General features: G+C 58.0%; 17 protein-coding genes. 13 read left to right on the top strand and 4 right to left on the bottom strand.

From position 1 onward, the window contains the following. Positions 1-78: 78 nt before the first annotated feature. The 7 genes from MKD49_RS02515 (at position 79) to MKD49_RS02485 (ending at position 6,889) form a co-directional block, all read left to right on the top strand. Complete coding sequence (locus MKD49_RS02515) at positions 79-594, top strand: DMP19 family protein (RefSeq protein ID WP_252695356.1); 516 nt, start codon at positions 79-81, stop codon at positions 592-594. 66 nt (positions 595-660) lie between these two features. Next, entirely contained in the window at positions 661-1,077 is a 417-nt protein-coding gene (locus MKD49_RS02510; RefSeq protein ID WP_252695355.1) for a hypothetical protein, read from the top strand. A 151-nt stretch (positions 1,078-1,228) separates the two neighbouring features. Beyond that, positions 1,229-1,633 carry a ribonuclease E inhibitor RraB gene (locus tag MKD49_RS02505; protein WP_157845692.1) on the top strand — a complete coding sequence of 135 codons (405 nt, stop codon included), beginning with the start codon at positions 1,229-1,231 and terminating at the stop codon, positions 1,631-1,633. Positions 1,634-1,697: 64 nt separating this feature from the next. Further along, on the top strand, positions 1,698-2,111 hold the full coding sequence (locus tag MKD49_RS02500; protein ID WP_252695354.1) for a hypothetical protein: 414 nt from the start codon (positions 1,698-1,700) through the stop codon (positions 2,109-2,111). Positions 2,112-2,692: 581 nt separating this feature from the next. Beyond that, positions 2,693-4,039: a hypothetical protein gene (locus MKD49_RS02495; protein ID WP_252695353.1), complete on the top strand. Its 1,347-nt coding sequence runs from the start codon at positions 2,693-2,695 to the stop codon at positions 4,037-4,039. A gap of 237 nt (positions 4,040-4,276) precedes the next feature. After that, entirely contained in the window at positions 4,277-6,100 is a 1,824-nt protein-coding gene (locus MKD49_RS02490) for an ATP-dependent endonuclease (RefSeq protein ID WP_252695352.1), read from the top strand. 156 nt (positions 6,101-6,256) lie between these two features. Next, on the top strand, positions 6,257-6,889 hold the full coding sequence (locus MKD49_RS02485) for a substrate binding domain-containing protein (RefSeq protein WP_252695351.1): 633 nt from the start codon (positions 6,257-6,259) through the stop codon (positions 6,887-6,889). 36 nt (positions 6,890-6,925) lie between these two features. Here the strand turns inward: MKD49_RS02485 and MKD49_RS02480 are convergent, their stop codons facing one another. The 4 genes from MKD49_RS02480 to MKD49_RS02465 all read right to left on the bottom strand — a co-directional run bounded on the left by MKD49_RS02480 (position 6,926) and on the right by MKD49_RS02465 (position 11,209). Next, positions 6,926-8,167 (bottom strand): MFS transporter, encoded by a 1,242-nt coding sequence (locus tag MKD49_RS02480; RefSeq protein WP_252695350.1) that lies wholly within the window; start codon positions 8,165-8,167, stop codon positions 6,926-6,928. Positions 8,168-8,272: 105 nt separating this feature from the next. Beyond that, positions 8,273-9,127, bottom strand: coding sequence for a putative hydro-lyase (locus tag MKD49_RS02475; RefSeq protein WP_209567231.1), 855 nt, complete (start codon positions 9,125-9,127; stop codon positions 8,273-8,275). Positions 9,128-9,265: 138 nt separating this feature from the next. Beyond that, on the bottom strand, positions 9,266-10,171 hold the full coding sequence (locus MKD49_RS02470) for a LysR family transcriptional regulator (RefSeq protein WP_252695349.1): 906 nt from the start codon (positions 10,169-10,171) through the stop codon (positions 9,266-9,268). A 57-nt stretch (positions 10,172-10,228) separates the two neighbouring features. Next, complete coding sequence (locus MKD49_RS02465; protein WP_252695348.1) at positions 10,229-11,209, bottom strand: LysR family transcriptional regulator; 981 nt, start codon at positions 11,207-11,209, stop codon at positions 10,229-10,231. 337 nt (positions 11,210-11,546) lie between these two features. Here MKD49_RS02465 and MKD49_RS02460 point away from each other — a divergent pair, with 337 nt between their 5' ends. The 6 genes from MKD49_RS02460 to MKD49_RS02435 all read left to right on the top strand — a co-directional run bounded on the left by MKD49_RS02460 (position 11,547) and on the right by MKD49_RS02435 (position 16,785). Beyond that, positions 11,547-12,749 carry a M20 aminoacylase family protein gene (locus MKD49_RS02460; RefSeq protein WP_252695347.1) on the top strand — a complete coding sequence of 401 codons (1,203 nt, stop codon included), beginning with the start codon at positions 11,547-11,549 and terminating at the stop codon, positions 12,747-12,749. Between the two features lie 89 nt (positions 12,750-12,838). Then, positions 12,839-14,167: an MFS transporter gene (locus tag MKD49_RS02455; protein ID WP_252695346.1), complete on the top strand. Its 1,329-nt coding sequence runs from the start codon at positions 12,839-12,841 to the stop codon at positions 14,165-14,167. After that, the gene (locus MKD49_RS02450) at positions 14,167-14,565 is read left to right on the top strand and encodes a toxin (protein ID WP_243442889.1); all 399 of its coding nucleotides are present in this window, start codon (positions 14,167-14,169) and stop codon (positions 14,563-14,565) included. Before MKD49_RS02455 ends, MKD49_RS02450 begins: the two co-directional genes overlap by 1 nt. Further along, on the top strand, positions 14,562-14,882 hold the full coding sequence (locus tag MKD49_RS02445) for a DNA-binding transcriptional regulator (protein ID WP_121045050.1): 321 nt from the start codon (positions 14,562-14,564) through the stop codon (positions 14,880-14,882). The genes MKD49_RS02450 and MKD49_RS02445 overlap by 4 nt, the downstream gene beginning before the upstream one ends. A gap of 202 nt (positions 14,883-15,084) precedes the next feature. Continuing rightward, on the top strand, positions 15,085-15,804 hold the full coding sequence (locus MKD49_RS02440) for a FadR/GntR family transcriptional regulator (RefSeq protein ID WP_034329812.1): 720 nt from the start codon (positions 15,085-15,087) through the stop codon (positions 15,802-15,804). A 219-nt stretch (positions 15,805-16,023) separates the two neighbouring features. Then, positions 16,024-16,785: an SDR family NAD(P)-dependent oxidoreductase gene (locus MKD49_RS02435; RefSeq protein ID WP_121045048.1), complete on the top strand. Its 762-nt coding sequence runs from the start codon at positions 16,024-16,026 to the stop codon at positions 16,783-16,785. Positions 16,786-16,810: the final 25 nt, after the last annotated feature.

Here is a 16,810-nt window from a genome sequence, read left to right as displayed (position 1 = left end):
CTCAAAATGAAGATTCCATGTTCTACATGCTCGGCTTTGATTCTGCCCGACACTGCGAAAAAAACAGGCGGACTTTGCATGCCCTGCAAGTCAGGAAAGCGCGCGGCAATTGAGGCAGCGAAAGTCGCGAGGAGAAGAGAACGTGAGCTTGATAATACGGATCCCTTTCGACTTTATTGGCGGGAGCTGGTGAACAGGGTGCACAAGTCTGATGCGGGGATGGCGGGCTTGTCCGATATGGAAAGACAATTTTGGGCGGTGAGTTGCCTGTCTGGCGACGTCTACAACGGTGGCTTCGATCAGTATTTTCATAACAGTTCAGGCTCGACTTATTCTGACGCCGTTGATGGCTTGATGGCGATAGGTGCCACGACCAGCCTGCTGTTGCTTCAAGAAGCAAAGAAGATAATCTTCGGACCTGCGGACGTCCCCGTCGAAACAGCTGCCAGGCGAAGAATGCAAATGGCGGCCGACAACGACGAACTGCAGCAGCGTCTGGACGAACTCGACAATGCGTTCTGGCGAGACGCTGACAATCTGGCGACGCGAATCGAAAACTTCGCTATCACTCATGGCTTGGTTCGCGTCGAATAGATAAAAGGAACAGTCAAAGAACATCAACCCTGTCAGGAATTTCCGCTGACCTTGGAATCGACTCGAATGAAACCCAGACACTTCACGGCACGTGCATGTTTGCCGGCTAGCGGCGTCCAATCAAATTCCGATATTTCATCACTTGCCTTGGACACCCATGGCGAGCTCGTCGTCACTGTCGCTTGTTCAATGGATGGGGATATTGTCCGTGGTCTCAGAATAGTCTTTCCACCGCCGGTAGCGGGTTTTCGCTTTCTGGATGGAACGCACTTGTACCGCTATGTTCATTCCGAAGCATTTCCCTTCGGTACTCATCTCATCGAGGTGACTGATGGTGGGTGGCTATCGGAAGAAAGCGGGCTCCAAGGCTTGGAGCTTGATGGTCGGGAATGGATGGTGGTAACAGGTAACGGCTGTCTGAGTGTTTTCAGTTCTGCAGAGCCGCAATGTTCAGAGACCGGTTGGGCGGTTGAGGGAGTGTGATCGTTTTCACCGGAAGAAGCAGCTTGTCACTTTTAAAAATTTGCCATGACGTATGCATGGTCATTTCCTGGTATCGCTGCAATCGATAATAAAATTCGATGGAAGTAGCCGAGATACAACTGATGCCGTCGACTTGTTCTATTGGAAAATCATGATGAAACCGTTTCATTTGCTTCTATGCTCGCTATTGGCAGGCGCATCGCTTACGGGTTTTCCTGCGGTAGCGCAGACTTCAATTGCTGAACAACAGGATGCCCGGGTGATCGAGAACCTGCAGCGTAATGGCGCAGATTTGACCAAGACGCACGACATCGACTTCTTTCTTGTCTTTGGCCAGGAGAGCGATGCAGTGGCGGCAGCTGACAACCTTCGCGCTCGCGGTTACGAGATTGCCAGTATCGGAAAGGTCCCCAAGCGAACGCTGTGGGAGGTGCATGCGAAGCGAAAAATGGCGCCGGAGATCGGTGCAATGCAAGCGATAACACGCGACCTTTCAGCCTTGGCCGCCAGCCATCATGGTTACTACGATGGCTGGGGAACCGTCGGTATCAAATAGCCGAAGTCCGCAAGCGGCCAGAAGCGCAGCGGATTGACAGCCCGTACCTCATTCAAATGATTTCATGAAGAATCCATCCTTGGCGTCCGGATCTGCTTTGGCGATATGGACCATTGGCCTTGCGATATTGGTGCTGCTGGACCACTTGGAATGGGAAACCATGTTGATACTGGTGCTTCCTCTGTTCTGTGCAGCAGTAGCAGCTGTGCTTTTCTGGCGCAAACTTTCACGTCCGTGGATCTATTTTGTTTCTACCATTGTGGCAAGTTACGCTTGCTACTTCATCCTCGACTCATCTCTCGGAATTTTCTCCATACCTGAACCGCGGGATGGACAGCATTACCGGATAGTTGGAGAGCCTGGTGTGCTTGTCCTTGGCACCTTCAGCATCTGGCCGTTCTGCCTATTCTTAATGGTGGTCATTTTCCTGGCCTATCTGATTTTCCGTGTCTTCTACAGAAGGGCGGTTCAGAGATGATTGCCTTATCAAAAAGACGATAGGCTCGTGATCTGCCGGGAGCAGACATCGAGTCCGTTGAGATAAAGAATGAATGATTGTTTTCGGATGGAAAGGTCCGAATATCTCTGGCATCAGTTTTTTGGCCTGGATTCTTGCTTTGATAGTAGTCGCTCCTCTCGGCAAAGGTATTTCCCGTGTGATTTTTTTGAGCAGTACGTTTGCATGGTTTCTTAGTGGCTCCAGGCAAGCGAGCTCAACGGACATCCACCGCAGCTTAGATATATGGCTCTGAAGTGTTATGGCGTCCGGGGATTTCCGATGGCATGACTTACGACCGATAACGGGGCCAGTTGGCACGCGCAAGGTTGAATGTCGTTGCAGGTACTGCAGGGGATTGGCGGCTGGAGAAGTTATGATGTAGTGCTTCGATATACACTTTTTCGCGGATCAACTGACTGTTTATTCAAGGAGAGTAGCCTCTTTGATTCAGTCTCGTTGCCCCTTCATTTAACAAGTCATTCCTGTATGCCGTAATTCGCAAGCGTGTCAAATTACGCTAAACTCTTTGTGGGATAAATATGAAGGCGGGGAAAAAGAGGATGACTACAAAACAGGTTTACAAAACCAACGATGTGTTTGGCGTGCGCAGCAAATTAATTGCTTCATATATAGAGCGTGAAGCTGTTGACCAAGCATTCAGGGAGGCTTTGACCGATGGAAACGAAGTTATAGTCTACGGGTCCTCAAAGCAAGGAAAAACATCGCTCATTCTGAAGAACCTTCCCGAAAAGCAGTACGTAAAGGTTGAATGCTCGCCGCAAACAGAGCCTATCGATATCTATAAGTCAATCTTGCGTCAGCTCAATATCAAGTTTATTGAGAGTGAGACTAGTGAGCATAAATATGAGCACGGTGGGAAAGTTAGTGCTGGTTTCAAGATCAAAATTCCCTTCACTGGGACCACAGCTGGATTAGATGCGGAGCTTAGTGATAAGTCCATTACCGGTCTCTCACGTAAAGAAAACTTTGTCGAATATAATTTGGAACTTGCTCAAGACATTTCCGAAATATTAAAACTATACGGCGACGATAAATTTCTAATCTTAGAAAATTTCCATTATCTGACGTTGGAGGTTCAAGAGACGCTAGCATACGACCTACGGGTATTTCAGGATCAGGGAATTATCTTCGTTATTCTTGGCATTTGGCGTGAGGCTAACCGCCTTGTTCAGTTCAATGGTGATTTGCTGGACCGTATTACTGAAATCCCGGTCGAACCGTGGACCAAATCAGACTTTCTTAAAGTTATTAGAAAAGGCGCAGCCCTGCTAAATGTGGATTTCGCCGAAGTGGAAGAAGATTTGATCGAAGGGTCGTTTGACAGCATCGGCGTCGTTCAAGAGGTGTGCAAATACTGCTGCATGTCGGCCGGCGTTGCTCAAACTGCTGGCTCTCCCGTACGAATCACAAAGGATCACCTTCAAGCGGCGATTGATAAGAAAACGTCAGAATACGGCGTTCGACATACTCGAAACTTCGAATCTTTCGTAGACATTGCTCGAAAGACAAGCAATCAAAGTGGCAAGTTGTCTTTGGCATTTCCTTACTATTTCATCCGGCTATTGCTAACTACGGAATTTGCAAGTATCGAACAGGGCTTACTGCGTTCGACTCTTTTAGAGGAAATTCGGCGTATGCACCATCGTCCTGACGACGTACGATCAGGTGATCTTGGCGCCTTCCTTCATAACATCACTCAACACCAAATCAACAAAAAAATTCAGCCCCCATTCGTTGACTACGATCGAGGCGGGAAGGTTATGAAGATCATTGACTCTTCTCTATATTTCTTCTTGCGGCATTGTGAGCGAGAGAAGATTTTGGCAGACTTACCTGACCCTTTCGCCGAAGAGCGTCCTGGTCCTACTACTGGCGAGCTGTTCTAATTGCACTAAGACGCACTATATTCAAGGGCTCGCTTACGCGGGCCCTATATTTTTCGGCCTGACGCAAGCTGCTGGGTAGAATCATTAAGGTAGCAAGTCGCTTGCTGGCTGCAACTTGCTCAGACTTCTTGGATAAAAATCTTGTGGGCGCATAGCGTTAAGTGTATGTGTTGCCTGACAGAAGATGCCACCGCTTATTGTCACTACAGAAAACTCTCGCTCTCGTACTGATTAAAAATGACTAACGTTTTTCTAAGCGGGTTAAAGATTAAAGGTTATCGGGGTCTGGGAAAAGAGTTTCAGACCTTAGGGCCGTTTAAGGATTTCAATTTCTTTATTGGGGCCAATAATGCCGGGAAATCAACGCTTCTTTCGTTTATTTCAGGTCATATTCCTGCGTTCGGCTTTCCTCAACAGAAGCAGCAGTTAGGTGACTTAGACTATTTTAAGACCGATAAAATGCGGTCAAACGAGATCATCGCTGCACAGGGGCTATCACGCGATGAAGTCTATGCCGCTTGGATGCGGCTTGTTGAAGCTGCAGCTCTGAGACATCACTATCAAATCAATTTAGGGGAGGTCATCGATAAGCTATTGCTTTCGATTTTGGAGAACAATCTCTTATGGGCATATTGGAAGGTCAATGACAACGCAGGGCAAAAGCGCGAACCAGATTATCGCTACAACCAAAACATCGTAAATTCGGCGTTATCAAAATATGAGTGGGAATGTCTCTGGCACATGCTTTATCCGACGACATCGGGGGGCGATATTGGCTCCTGGATCACAGCTGTTGTACGGAAGCTGTTTTCTTCAATATCGACCGATCTGCCACAGATCTATCTTATTCCTGCGATTAGAGAGATAAAGAAAGCGACGACACGAACTGCGGGAACATTGGATGTGTTTAACGGAGAGGGCTTAATAGATCGCTTGGCTGAGATACAAAGTCCTGATCACGATCGCCGGACAGATCGGCGCTTGTTCGATCAAATCAGCGATTTCCTTGCAACAGTGACCGGTGTTGATGATGCGCAAATCGAGATACCTCATCACCGAAACCATGTGCTAGTTCATATGGAAGGGAAGGTCCTCCCGTTATCTTCTTTGGGCACTGGGATTCATGAAGTGATTATGCTCGCCTCATTCTGCACGTTGGTGAATGAGTCAATTATCTGTATGGAAGAACCCGAAATCCATCTCCATCCGCTTTTGCAGCGTAAGCTCATTAAATATTTACGCGAAAAGACTGGCAACCAGTACTTTATCGCCACTCATTCGGCGGCCTTTATTGATACCCAGGGGGCAGCAATTTTTCATGTTACGAATGGAAATGGCACGACACGGATCCGTGAAAGTGTTTTGAATAGAGAGCGATTTTCAATATGTACGGATCTTGGCTGTAAAGCCTCGGATCTAGTTCAATCTAACGCCGTTATTTGGGTAGAAGGCCCATCCGACAGGATCTATCTAACAGCATGGCTAAAGCAAGCTGCTCCAGAGCTAACAGAGGGAATTCATTTTTCAATCATGTTTTATGGTGGGAGACTGTTGAGCCATCTCTCAGCTAATGATGATGTCTCGGACGAGGAAATTGGCGAGTTTATTCTTCTACGTTCGCTCAACCGCAATATTGCAGTGATTATCGATAGTGACCGTGACTCGCCAACAGCTGACATTAACGCCACGAAGAGACGATTGATTGAAGAGTTCGAGGCGAACGGCGGTTTTGTCTGGATATCTGATGGTCGGGAAGTGGAAAACTACATTCCCGTAGATGATCTTCAAGCCGCGGTAAAAAAGGCGTATGAGATTTCATACGAAAGAAAATCAAAAGTTGGGAAGTTTGACCATGCGCTTTATTTCTATCGAAATAGAGCGTTGCGTGACTCTAATGGGAGCACTACAAAGAAAACTACGCTGGAAACGGAGGTGGACAAAGTGAAGGTGGCTAGGCTGGTCTGTCAGAAGCCCCTCAATTTAGACGTACACGATCTTCGAGAGAAAATTGGCCAACTGGTTGACATGATTAAAGACGCTAACTTATTGAATTTAGAGTAGTGATCTGCGTCAATAATTTGTAGCTTAATAGCGCTGCAATGAAAAGCTGATTTGCCACGCTCAAAATCGAGTTCTTCTATTTGGCCACGCCTTCCCGAAACTGCACTACTCAGTAATCAATATAGTCGCTAGCCCCTTGCATGAATCGGCGTCCACTTGCTGGGCCCGGCCTTGGTGCGTTTGCGGGCACGCCATCCGGGGCTGGTGGTCGATTTGCGCATCCGGGACCAGATGGCCGACATGATTGCGGAAGGCATCGACGTGGCGATCCGGGTGGGAGACATTCCTGATTCGCGCCTGATTTCACGGACCCTGGCGCCGCACCGCATCTGCGCCTTTGCCGCACCGGCCTATCTGGCCCGGCGCGGGACGCCCACCCGCCCTGAAGAACTGGACCAGCATGACTGCGTCAATTTCCGTTTCCAGAGTACGGGCCAGGCGTTGCGCTGGCCCTTCGCGATGGACGGCGAGATCGTGGAGATCACCCCCGAGGCCGGGATCGTGGCCGATGTCAGCGATGTAGTGGCGTCCATTGTGATTGCCGGCGGCGGCATCGCAATCATGCCCACTTACCTTGCGGCCACCCATGTGCGGCGGGGAGAACTGGTGCCAGTGCTGACGGCCTTTGCCGTCAAGCGCTCCAACATGACTGCGCTCTGGCCGGAGAGCCGGCGTTCGAGTCCCAATGTGAAGGCCTTCCTCGGGCTGCTGGACGAGGTCTTCGCCTCGCCGCCGCCTTGGGATGTCTTGATCGATGCTTCACATGACGCTGGCGGCACCAGCCAATAGGGCGCATCGGTGGGGCAGGCATCGCCCCTTTCTTCACTAAGCCGCCACCACCGCCTCCAGCTCCTTGCCCCGGGTCTCCGGCAAGATCAGGCAAGCCACGATCACCAGCCCGTAACACCCGGCCGCGATCCACCCGATGGTCTGCCCCAGCGGCAGGCTGTTGCTGAGATACCCGACCAGCGCAGGACAGATCGCCCCGACCGCACGCCCGAAGTTGTAGCAGAAGCCTTGTCCCGAACCGCGCACATCGCTGGGAAACAGTTCAGACAGATAAGCCCCCATCCCCGAAAAAATCCCCGAGAGGAAAAATCCCAGCACGAAGCCCAGTGCCAGCATCCAGGCATCGGTAATGATCAGCTGCGTATAGCTCAGCACCAGCACGATCCCCATGGCCGCAAACAGCATGAAACAGCGGCGGCGGCCGATGGTGTCCGACAGCCAGGCCGAGGTCAGGTAGCCACAGAAAGACCCGCCGATCAACACCAGCAGATAGGTACTGGTGCCCAGCACCGACAGGTGGCGTTCGGTCTTCAGGAAAGTCGGCAGCCAGGTCGTCACCGAGTAATACGCACCCTGCATGCCGGTCGCCAGGAGGCTGGCCAGCAGCGTCGTGCGCAGCAGGTCGCGATGGAAAATGCGCAGGAAGTTGCCGCGCTGGCCGCTCTCGCGCAGCCGGGCCTGGGTTGCCAGGAAGACCTCCGGTTCGCTGATGGCGCGGCGGATGTAGAGCGTCAGCAGGGCCGGCAGCACGCCGATCCAGAACAGCACCTTCCACGCCGTCTCCGGCGGCAGCAGCGCGTAGACGCCCCAGAACGCCAGCGCCGAAGCCGCCCAGCCCACCGCCCAGCTGCTCTGCACCAGGCCCGAAGCCTTGCCGCGATGGCGGGCCGAGATGGTCTCGGCGATCAGCACCGAGCCGACGGCCCATTCGCCACCCATGCCGAAGCCCTGCATCGCACGGGTAAAGAGCAGCTCGCCGAAGGACGTGGTGAAGCCCGAGAGGAAGGTGAAGAGCGCAAACCACAGCACCGTCCATTGCAGCACGCGCACCCGCCCGTAGCGGTCGGCCAGCACGCCTGCAGCCCAGCCGCCGATGGCCGAGGTCAGCAGGGCGCCGGTGGCGATGTAGCCGGCTTCGGCCTTGCTCATGCTCCACGCGGCCAAGAGCGTGGGGATGAGGAAGGTGTAGATCATGTAATCAAAACCATCCACGGCATAGCCGGTGAAGGTTGCCGTGAGCGTGCGTCGCTCGGATGTCGTTGTCTCTTGCAGCCACATGTTGATCCCCGTAATGAATGTGTAAATCACTGACGTGCGGCATCGCTGGTCGCGTGCAGGCAGCATGCGGCCATCGATGAAAAAACGGTAGAGCGGCAGCAGGCGCTAGGCCTGCGCGTCGAGCAGCAGTTCGCTGTTGAGCTTGTCGGTCACCAGCATGTAGCCGGGTGCATGGGTGATGCAGAATTCGGGCCGGGCGGCGACGATGGCGGCTTGCGGCGTGACGCCGCAGGCCCAGAACACCGGCAGCTCATCGGCGTGGATGTCCACCGCTTCGCCATAGTCGGGCTGGTGGAGATCGGCAATGCCGATCAGGGCCGGGTCGCCGATGTGAATGGGTGCGCCATGCACCTGCGGCGTGCGTGCGGTGATCTGGATGGCGCGGATGGCATCGGCGGCCTTGAGCGGCCGCATCGACACCACCGTCGGTCCCTGGAATACGCCCACCGGCTGCGTCGGAATATTGGTGCGGTACATGGCCACGTTGCGGCCTTCGCTGACATGGCGCAGCGGAATGCCGGCGGCCAGCAACGCATGCTCGAAAGAGAAGGAACAGCCCAGCGCGAACGTGACCAGATCGTCGCGCCACACCGCGCGCAGGTCGTTCACCTCGGCCACGCGCTCGCCGTCACGCCACAGGTGATAGCGCGGCACGTCGCTGCGCACGTCCAAATCCAGGCCCAGCGCGGGCAGGGCGGGCGAGCCCGGCTTGGACACGGCCAGCAAGGGACAGGGGATGGGATTGCGTTCGCAGAAGGCGAGAAAATCATCGGCCAACGCCGCCGGCAGGATCGCCAGGTTGACTTGCACATGGGCACTGGCCACCCCGCTGGTGTGGCCGGTGAATGCCCCGCTGCGGGCAGCCAGCCGCACGTCTAGTGCGCTGGAGGAAGCCGACAGCACAGGCGCTGCGGCGGAATGAATCGGTACGGCAGGCGAGGCGGTGGCAGTCTCTGGCATGGCGGTCTCCTTCTTGGAATGGAGCCGATGTTAGGAGCGTGCCGGGACAGCGTCCAACAAAAAATTTATATCTTTTGTTATCGATTTTTTCGATGAGGACAACGGAAATTTCACTGTAGCGATTTCCGTGCCAGTGGCTCATTTTTCTGCGGTGCGGCCTTTGCCCTGGGTGCGCCGTGCATGCTCCAATGCCGAATCGAGCACCAGTTCGGCCAGGCTGGAGCTGGGGTCTTCGCGATAGCTGGCGTGGATCTGCAAGGGCGGGAGCGTGGCTTCGCAGCGCAGGATGCGCAGGGGAAGACGGCGCGTGAGTTCGCGCACCGAGGCGCGCGGCAGGGTGGCTACACCGAAGCCGCCTTCGACCAGCTGCACCATGGCGGAGATGGAAGAGATGGCATGCACGCGCGGTTCGATCACGCCCCATTCCTGGCACAGCTGCAGCACTCCCTGGTGCGGCTGCGAGCCACGCTGGAAGGTGATGAGGTCGTGTGCGGCCAGTTCGTCCAGCGTGTGGGAACGCGTACCGAAGCGTTCGCGGTGGCCCACGAAGACCATCTCCATCGGCGTCATCAGGCGCGAGCGCACGGCCGTGTCGCTGCCTACGGTGGAGGTAAAGACCAGGTCTTGGGCACCGCGCCGGATCTGCTCGGTCAGTACCGGCGAGGTTTCGACGGTGAGTTCCAGCGCGAAATCGGGATAGCGGCTGCGGATTTCCTGCAGCCAGGCCGGCAGCCAGCTGTGCACCACCGATTCGATGCTGCCGATGCGCAGCAGCAGCGGGCCGGCGCTGTTGCCGCCGAGCTCCTGGCGGATCTGGCGCTGCATGTCGAGCAGTTTCACCGCCAGGCGCTGGAAGCGCTGGCCGGCCACGGTGAGGCGAAACTGTTTTTCGCGGCGGTCCAGCAGCACCACGCCCAGTTCCTCTTCCAGCGAGGCGATGCGGCTGGACATGGTCGATTGCGTGATGTGGAGCTTTTCAGCGGCGCGGGTGATGCTCTTGAGCGAGGCGGCCCAGTGGAAGGCCTCGACGAAACGCAGGTTCATGGGTGCTCGGCGGTGGGGTGGGCAGGCCCTAGGCTACCAGATGCGCGCGCCTGCCGGCTAGCGTTGTGCGATCACGTCCAGCGAACGCAACACCCGCGGATGCAGGAAGCGGCTGCGGGTGGCCTCGTCGGTGAGCACATGCATCATGGCCCCGACGAAATCGCTCACGCAGCCATGGATGGGCGCGTTCTTGCGCGTGACGTAGCAGGTGATGCTGGCCGGCAGCCGCTCCTTGAGCGTGAGCGCTTCCAGCGGGTAGTGCTGGCGGCTGGCTTCGATCACCGGCCAGGGGACCACGGTGAGCAGGTCGCTGTTGCAGATCAGTTCCATCATGTGTAGGGAACGGTACTGATGCACCTGGCCGCCGCCAGGCAGCGCACCGTCGCCATAGTGTGTCTGGAAGAAATCGCGCAGGGGCGGTTGGTACTGGCCGATCTCGTGGCTGACCAACCATGATTGTCCGGCCAGTTGCTCCAGATGGCGGGCCTGCTGCAGCGGATGGCCACGGCGGCAGGCGATCGCGTGTTCGTAGGAAAACAGCGGCCGTGCCGCCAGTTCAGCGCTGCCCTCATCGGGCGGTGCCAGGCCGATGGCCAGGTCCATGCTGCCCTCGCGCAGGGCAGCATAGTCGGAACCGAAGACATCGGACAGGCGCAGGCTCACATCCGGCCGCAGTTCGGCAAAGCGCAGCAGCGTGGGGGTGAGCAGGGTCAGCGAAATCCACGGCGTGACACCGACGGTGAAACGGATGCGATTGCTGGCCCGCGCAGCGCCCAGTTCCTGCATGGCCTGTTCGACTTCACACTGGATCAGCCGGGCTCGAGTGAGCAGCTTGCGGCCCGCAGCCGTGAGCTGCAGCCCCTGTGCCTGGCGTTTCAGCAAGCGGGTGCCGGCGGTATTCTCCAACTCCTGCAAGCCCTTGCTGACAGCGGCGGCGGTCACGTTGAGGGCCTGTGCAGCCGAACGCAGGCCGCCATGCTCGGCGATGGCGATCAGATATTGCAGTTGCTGCAGCTTCAGTTCGGGCGGACGCGCCATAGGTTCGCTCCTCGGGGGGCCTCATGAAGGGGTGCGGCGAGGATAAACGCTGCACCGTATTCGCGCATCTGTTTTTCGTTTCAACCGGATCTATTCATGTCAACGAGCCGTTGACGCGACGCCGCCGCGCAATGGCTGCACACTTGCCGCACCAGGAGGGGCTGGGTGTTGCGGGCAGAAGTGTAAATGATTTACGCAGCTCCCGGGGCTGTCCCGCCCGGCCTGTTCCGTCTGCCGGAGGCGCACTGGTATGCATGCTGCATGGTGAGACCGGCCATGCCAGCGTGCTTGCCAGTGCGCATCGGCAGGATCGCATTCCACTACCCTGAGACCCGCAATGACCAAGAACCCGTCCTCTTCCGCCCTCGTGCCCGGCATCCTGCACCACCTGCAGGAAAGCGTGGCGCTGCGTCACCACATTCACGCTCATCCCGAACTGGCGTTCGAGGAGCACGCCACCAGCGAGCTGGTCGCCGGCAAGCTGGCCGAATGGGGATACGAGGTCCATCGCGGCCTGGGCGGGACCGGCGTGGTGGGGACCTTGAAGAAGGGCAGCGGTCCGCGCCGCCTTGGCCTGCGTGCCGACATGGACGCCCTGCCCATCCATGAGGAGACCAAGCTGCCTTATGCCAGCCAGCACGGCGGCACCATGCATGCTTGCGGCCATGACGGCCATACCGCCAGCCTGCTGGCGGCCGCGCGCGAGCTCAAGGACACCGACTTCGATGGCACCCTGCACCTGATCTTCCAGCCCGCCGAAGAAGGCCTGGGCGGTGCGCGCAAGATGGTCGAGGATGGCCTGTTCGAGCGATTTCCCTGCGATGGCGTGTTCGCCTTTCACAACATGCCCGGTTATCCGGTGGGCAAGTTCGGTACCCTGCCGGGGGCCTTCATGGCTTCGTCCGATACTGTCATCATCAAGATCATCGGCAATGGGGGGCATGGCTCCATGCCGCACATCACGGTCGATGCAATTCTGGTGGCCTCCTATCTGGTAGTGGCCTTGCAGAGCGTGGTCGCGCGCAATGTCGATCCGCGCCAGATGGCGGTGGTGACAGTCGGTGCGCTGCATGCGGGCAATGCCCCCAACGTGATCGCCGAGACCGCCGAGCTGCGCCTGTCGGTGCGCGCCTACTCGCCCGAGGTGCGGGCGCTGCTGCGCCAGCGCATCACCGAGCTGGCCCAGACCCAGGCGCAGGCCATGGGCGCGCGGGCGGAGGTCGATTACCACTGGCGTTATCCGGCGCTGCAGAACGATGCGGGCATGACCGCCTTTGCCGAAGGCGTGGTGCGTGATTGGCTGGGACAGGACGCCTTCATCGAGAACGTCCAGCAACTGACGGGCAGCGAGGATTTCTCCTTCATGCTGGAGCAATGCCCGGGCTGCTACGTCATCATCGGCAATGGGGACGGAGAGCAGGGCGGCTGCATGGTGCACAACCCGCGCTATGACTTCAATGACGGCATCCTGCCGATCGCGGCCAGCTACTGGGTCAAGCTGACCCAGCGCTTCCTGTCGGACGCGCCGCTGGTGGCCTGATCCGTCACAGGGGAGAACGGCACCCGGCGGCGCAATCTCGCCGGGCGCTGCCAACGCACAACAGACATGACAGAAGGGCCACCCACACCATGAACAGCAACAGCCACTCAGCCGCCGTCAGCCCCGCTGCTGCCGTACCCGCTCCGGTTTCCAAGGCCAAGAAGATCGCCGCCATCACCATCGGCAATGGCCTGGAGTTTTTCGATTTTTCCATCTACACCTACTTTGCGGCCATCATCGGTCGCCAGTTCTTTCCCAGTACCTCGGAATGGGCTTCGCTGATGATGTCGCTGGCCACCTTCGGGGTGGGTTTCCTGATGCGCCCGCTGGGCGGCATCATCATGGGGCAGTTCGCCGACCGGTGCGGACGCAAGCCGGCCATGACCTTGAGCTTGTGGCTCATGGCGGTGGGCTCGGCCATCTTCATCGTGGCCCCGACCTACGCCCAGATCGGATTGGCCGCGCCGCTGCTGATGATCGCCGGCCGCATGATCCAGGGCTTTGCGGTGGGCGGCGAAGTGGGCGCGTCGACCTCCATGCTGCTGGAATACGCGGACGACAGGACACGTGGTTTCTACAGCAGCTGGCAACTGTTCAGCCAGGCGCTCAGCACGCTGGTCGGCTCCGGCGTGGGACTGTTGCTGACCTATGCGCTGACTGCTGAGCAGCTGGAAAGCTGGGGCTGGCGTCTGCCATTCGTCGTCGGCCTGCTGCTGGTGCCGATCGGCAATTACATCCGCCGTTTCCTCGATGAGACCGCCGAGGTGGAACATGCGCCCGCGTCACGCCAGCCGGGCAAGCGGGCACCGGGTGCCCTGAGCGAGATCCTGCAGGCGCACCGAAAACCATTGCTGCTGGGCACGGCCATCGTCATCGGCGGGACCTCGGCCAACTACATCGTGATGCACTACATCACCACCTATGCCAAGGCCATCCTGCACATGCCGTTCTCGCTGGCGCTGTGGGCCTCCTGGCTGGCCGGCCTGCTGCAGTTGCTGCTGTGTGCGCCGGCCGGCATCCTGACTGATCGCCTCGGCCGCAAGCCGGTGGCCACCTGGTCGCGCCTGGCGCTGATCGTCCTGGTGTTCCCGGCCTTCATGCTGATGAACCATCTGCGCAGCGGCATGGGCCTGCTGACGGCGGTGACGGTGATGGTCATTCCCATGGTCTTCACTTCGGTCTCCAGCGTGGTCATGATGACCGAACTGTTCCCGCGCCGCGTGCGGGCGACCGGGCTGGCCCTGTGCTATGGACTGGGCGTATCGATCTTTGGCGGCTTCTCGCAGTTCATCGCCACCTGGCTGGTCAAGGCCACCGGTTCCAACCTGGGTCCGGCCTGGTATGTGATCGGCACCGGCCTCATCTCACTGGTGGCCATTGCCATGGTGCGGGAGACGGCGGGGCGGAAGCTGGATTGATGCTGCACTATGGTACGATGGCGAACTATACGCGAGATGCGTATGGTTCGCGGATGGAAGCGATCTTCAAAGAAACGCGAATGTTTGCAGCAGTCCGGGAGAACTACCTCTCGGACGATGACTTTGCAACGCTTCAGCAGATGCTGATGCGGCAGCCGCAAGCGGGAAGCCTCATCAAGGATGCGGGGGGACTTCGAAAGATTCGTTTTCCTGATGCGCGTCGTTGCAAGGGAAAACGTGGTGGCCTGAGAGTGATCTACTATTTTTGGGACGAACAATGCCACTTCTGGCTTTGCTCTATCTACGACAAAGATGAGATGAACGACCTCACTGCTCATCAGAGAAAACTGCTCAGGCGTGCGCTGGAAGATGAACTGTCCTCAAGGAAGACATCATGAAAAAAAGAAATTTATTCGAAGAGTTGATGGCGGGCGTGCAAGACATGGCCAATGAGCGAGAGGGCAAGCTGACCTTGCGCACAAGCAAAGTCAAGCTATCGCCGGAGCCGGTCACGATCACAGCCGAGGAGATTCAACGGGTACGGGGCAAGGCTCGGGTGTCGCAGGCGATCATGGCCCGCAGCCTGCGTGTCAATCCGCGGACGTATCAAAACTGGGAGCAGGGCGTATCACGGCCCAACGCGCAGGCAGCCGTGTTGCTCAAGTTGGTGGACCAAGACCCCACGCTCTTCGCACGGATCAGCGCGCTGGTGTGACGGCACCTGATGGGTGGTGCGATATCGCCTAGTTTCTTGCGCACCGCACCAATTTTCCCGCCGCTTGACACATTCCCTCCCCATACCTATCCTCACCCCCGATTGGTCATACCTTTTGTCGCCCGCACATTCCGGGCTGGCGGGCCAGGCCGACACTGCCGCGACGGCGGCGATTCACCCTACAGGCAGATACCCAGAGAGCATGTCCTTCGACCCCATCGTCCAGAAATCCATTTCCGAGCAGGTAGCCCAGCGGCTGCTGACCATGATCCGCAGCGGCCTGCTGAAACCCGACCAGCAGCTGCCGCCCGAGCGCGAACTGGCAGCCATGCTGGGCGTGGGCCGTCCTGCCGTGCGCGAGGCCATCCGCGGGCTGGCCCTGCTGGGCCTGCTGCGCATCCGCCAGGGCGAGGGCACCTTCGTCAGTTCGCTGGAAACGCGCGAGCTGCTGGAGCCGCTGGAGATGATCATTGATCTCAACCCCGGCACGCTGGAAGCGCTGTTCGACGCCCGTCTCATCATCGAGACCGGCGTGGCCGCGCTGGCCGCGACCCATATCGACGACGCCGAACTGGCGCGCCTGGCGCGCAATGTCGAAGATGAGGCACGGCTGCTGTCGGACCCGGCGGCCTTCTCCGCAGCGGATGTGGAATTCCACGAGGCCATCATCGAGGCCTGCAACAACCCCTTCCTGCAAAGCGTCGCCGGCAGTCTCTACATGTTGGGCAAGAAGAGCCGCTCCATCACCTCGCGCATCCCCTCCACGCTGGAACGCAGCCTGCAGGACCACCGCGACATCCTGGACGCCCTGAAGGCACGCAATCCGCACCAGGCCTCCGAAGCCATGCGCAACCACCTGCTGCGGGTGCGCGATGCCTATCGCAGCGCCGGACGCAGCCAGAACGAATCGGTCCACGACTGAGTCAACAAGTACGATCCAACGCAAGAAGCGTCGCCGTTGCTGCCGGGCTGGTCCCGCAGCATTCCACAACGGCGGCGTGGCAGCACAGCCGCAGCATGGCCGCGGTGCCCCTCACAAGAAGCGATACCGGCAAGGCGCGCAGGGCCGCCTGTTGATGCAGCACTTCTACAAGCCGGACAGGCAGGATCTTTCCTTATCAATCGATTGCAGGAGAACAGCATGCTGGATCTGGCAGGTAAAGTCGTCTTCATCAGCGGTGCAAGCACCGGTATCGGCGCGGCCGCCGCGCGCGCCTTCGCGGCACGTGGCGCCCACGTGGTGGTCCACTACAACAGCTCGAAGGAAGAGGCGGAGGCCGTGGCCGCAGAAGTGCGCGCCGCCGGCAGCAAGGCCGTCACCATCGGCGCGGACGTGCGCGATACGGCAGCCATCAACGCCGCCGTCTCCAAGGCCGTGGAGCAGATGGGCCGCATCGACGTGCTCATCAACAATGCCGGCGCGCTGGTCAAGCGGGCCCCGCTGGAAACGGTCACCGATGAACTCTTCGACGAGATCATCAACATCAATGCCCGCTCGGTGGTGGCCTTCACGCGTGCGGTCATTCCCGTCATGCGCGCCCAGGGCGGCGGCAACATCATCAACGTCACCTCGGTGGCGGCGCGCCATGGCGGTGGCCCCGGTGCGCTCATTTATGCGGCCTCCAAAGGCTTCGTCAGCACCATCACGCGCGGCATGGCCAAGGAATTGCTGGCCGACAAGATCCGCGTCAATGCAGTGGCACCGGGCGTGATCATGACGCCGTTCCAGGAACGCTTCACCACTCCGGAACAACTGGAAGGCTTCCGCAAGACCATCCCCATGGGCCGCATCGGCGAGCCTGATGAATGCAGCGGTGCTTTCCTTTATCTGGCCTCGGACCAGATGTCGGGCTACGTCACCGGCCAGATCATCGACGTCAACGGCGGCCAGTACATGCCGTAAGGTCCGGCGCCACGCCGGGCTGGTT

The sequence above is a fragment of the Herbaspirillum sp. WGmk3 genome (assembly GCF_023952535.1).
Taxonomy (GTDB): domain Bacteria; phylum Pseudomonadota; class Gammaproteobacteria; order Burkholderiales; family Burkholderiaceae_D; genus Herbaspirillum; species Herbaspirillum huttiense.
The sequence above is the reverse complement of the archived record's forward strand: the minus strand, read 5'-3'. Positions and strand labels throughout refer to the sequence as shown.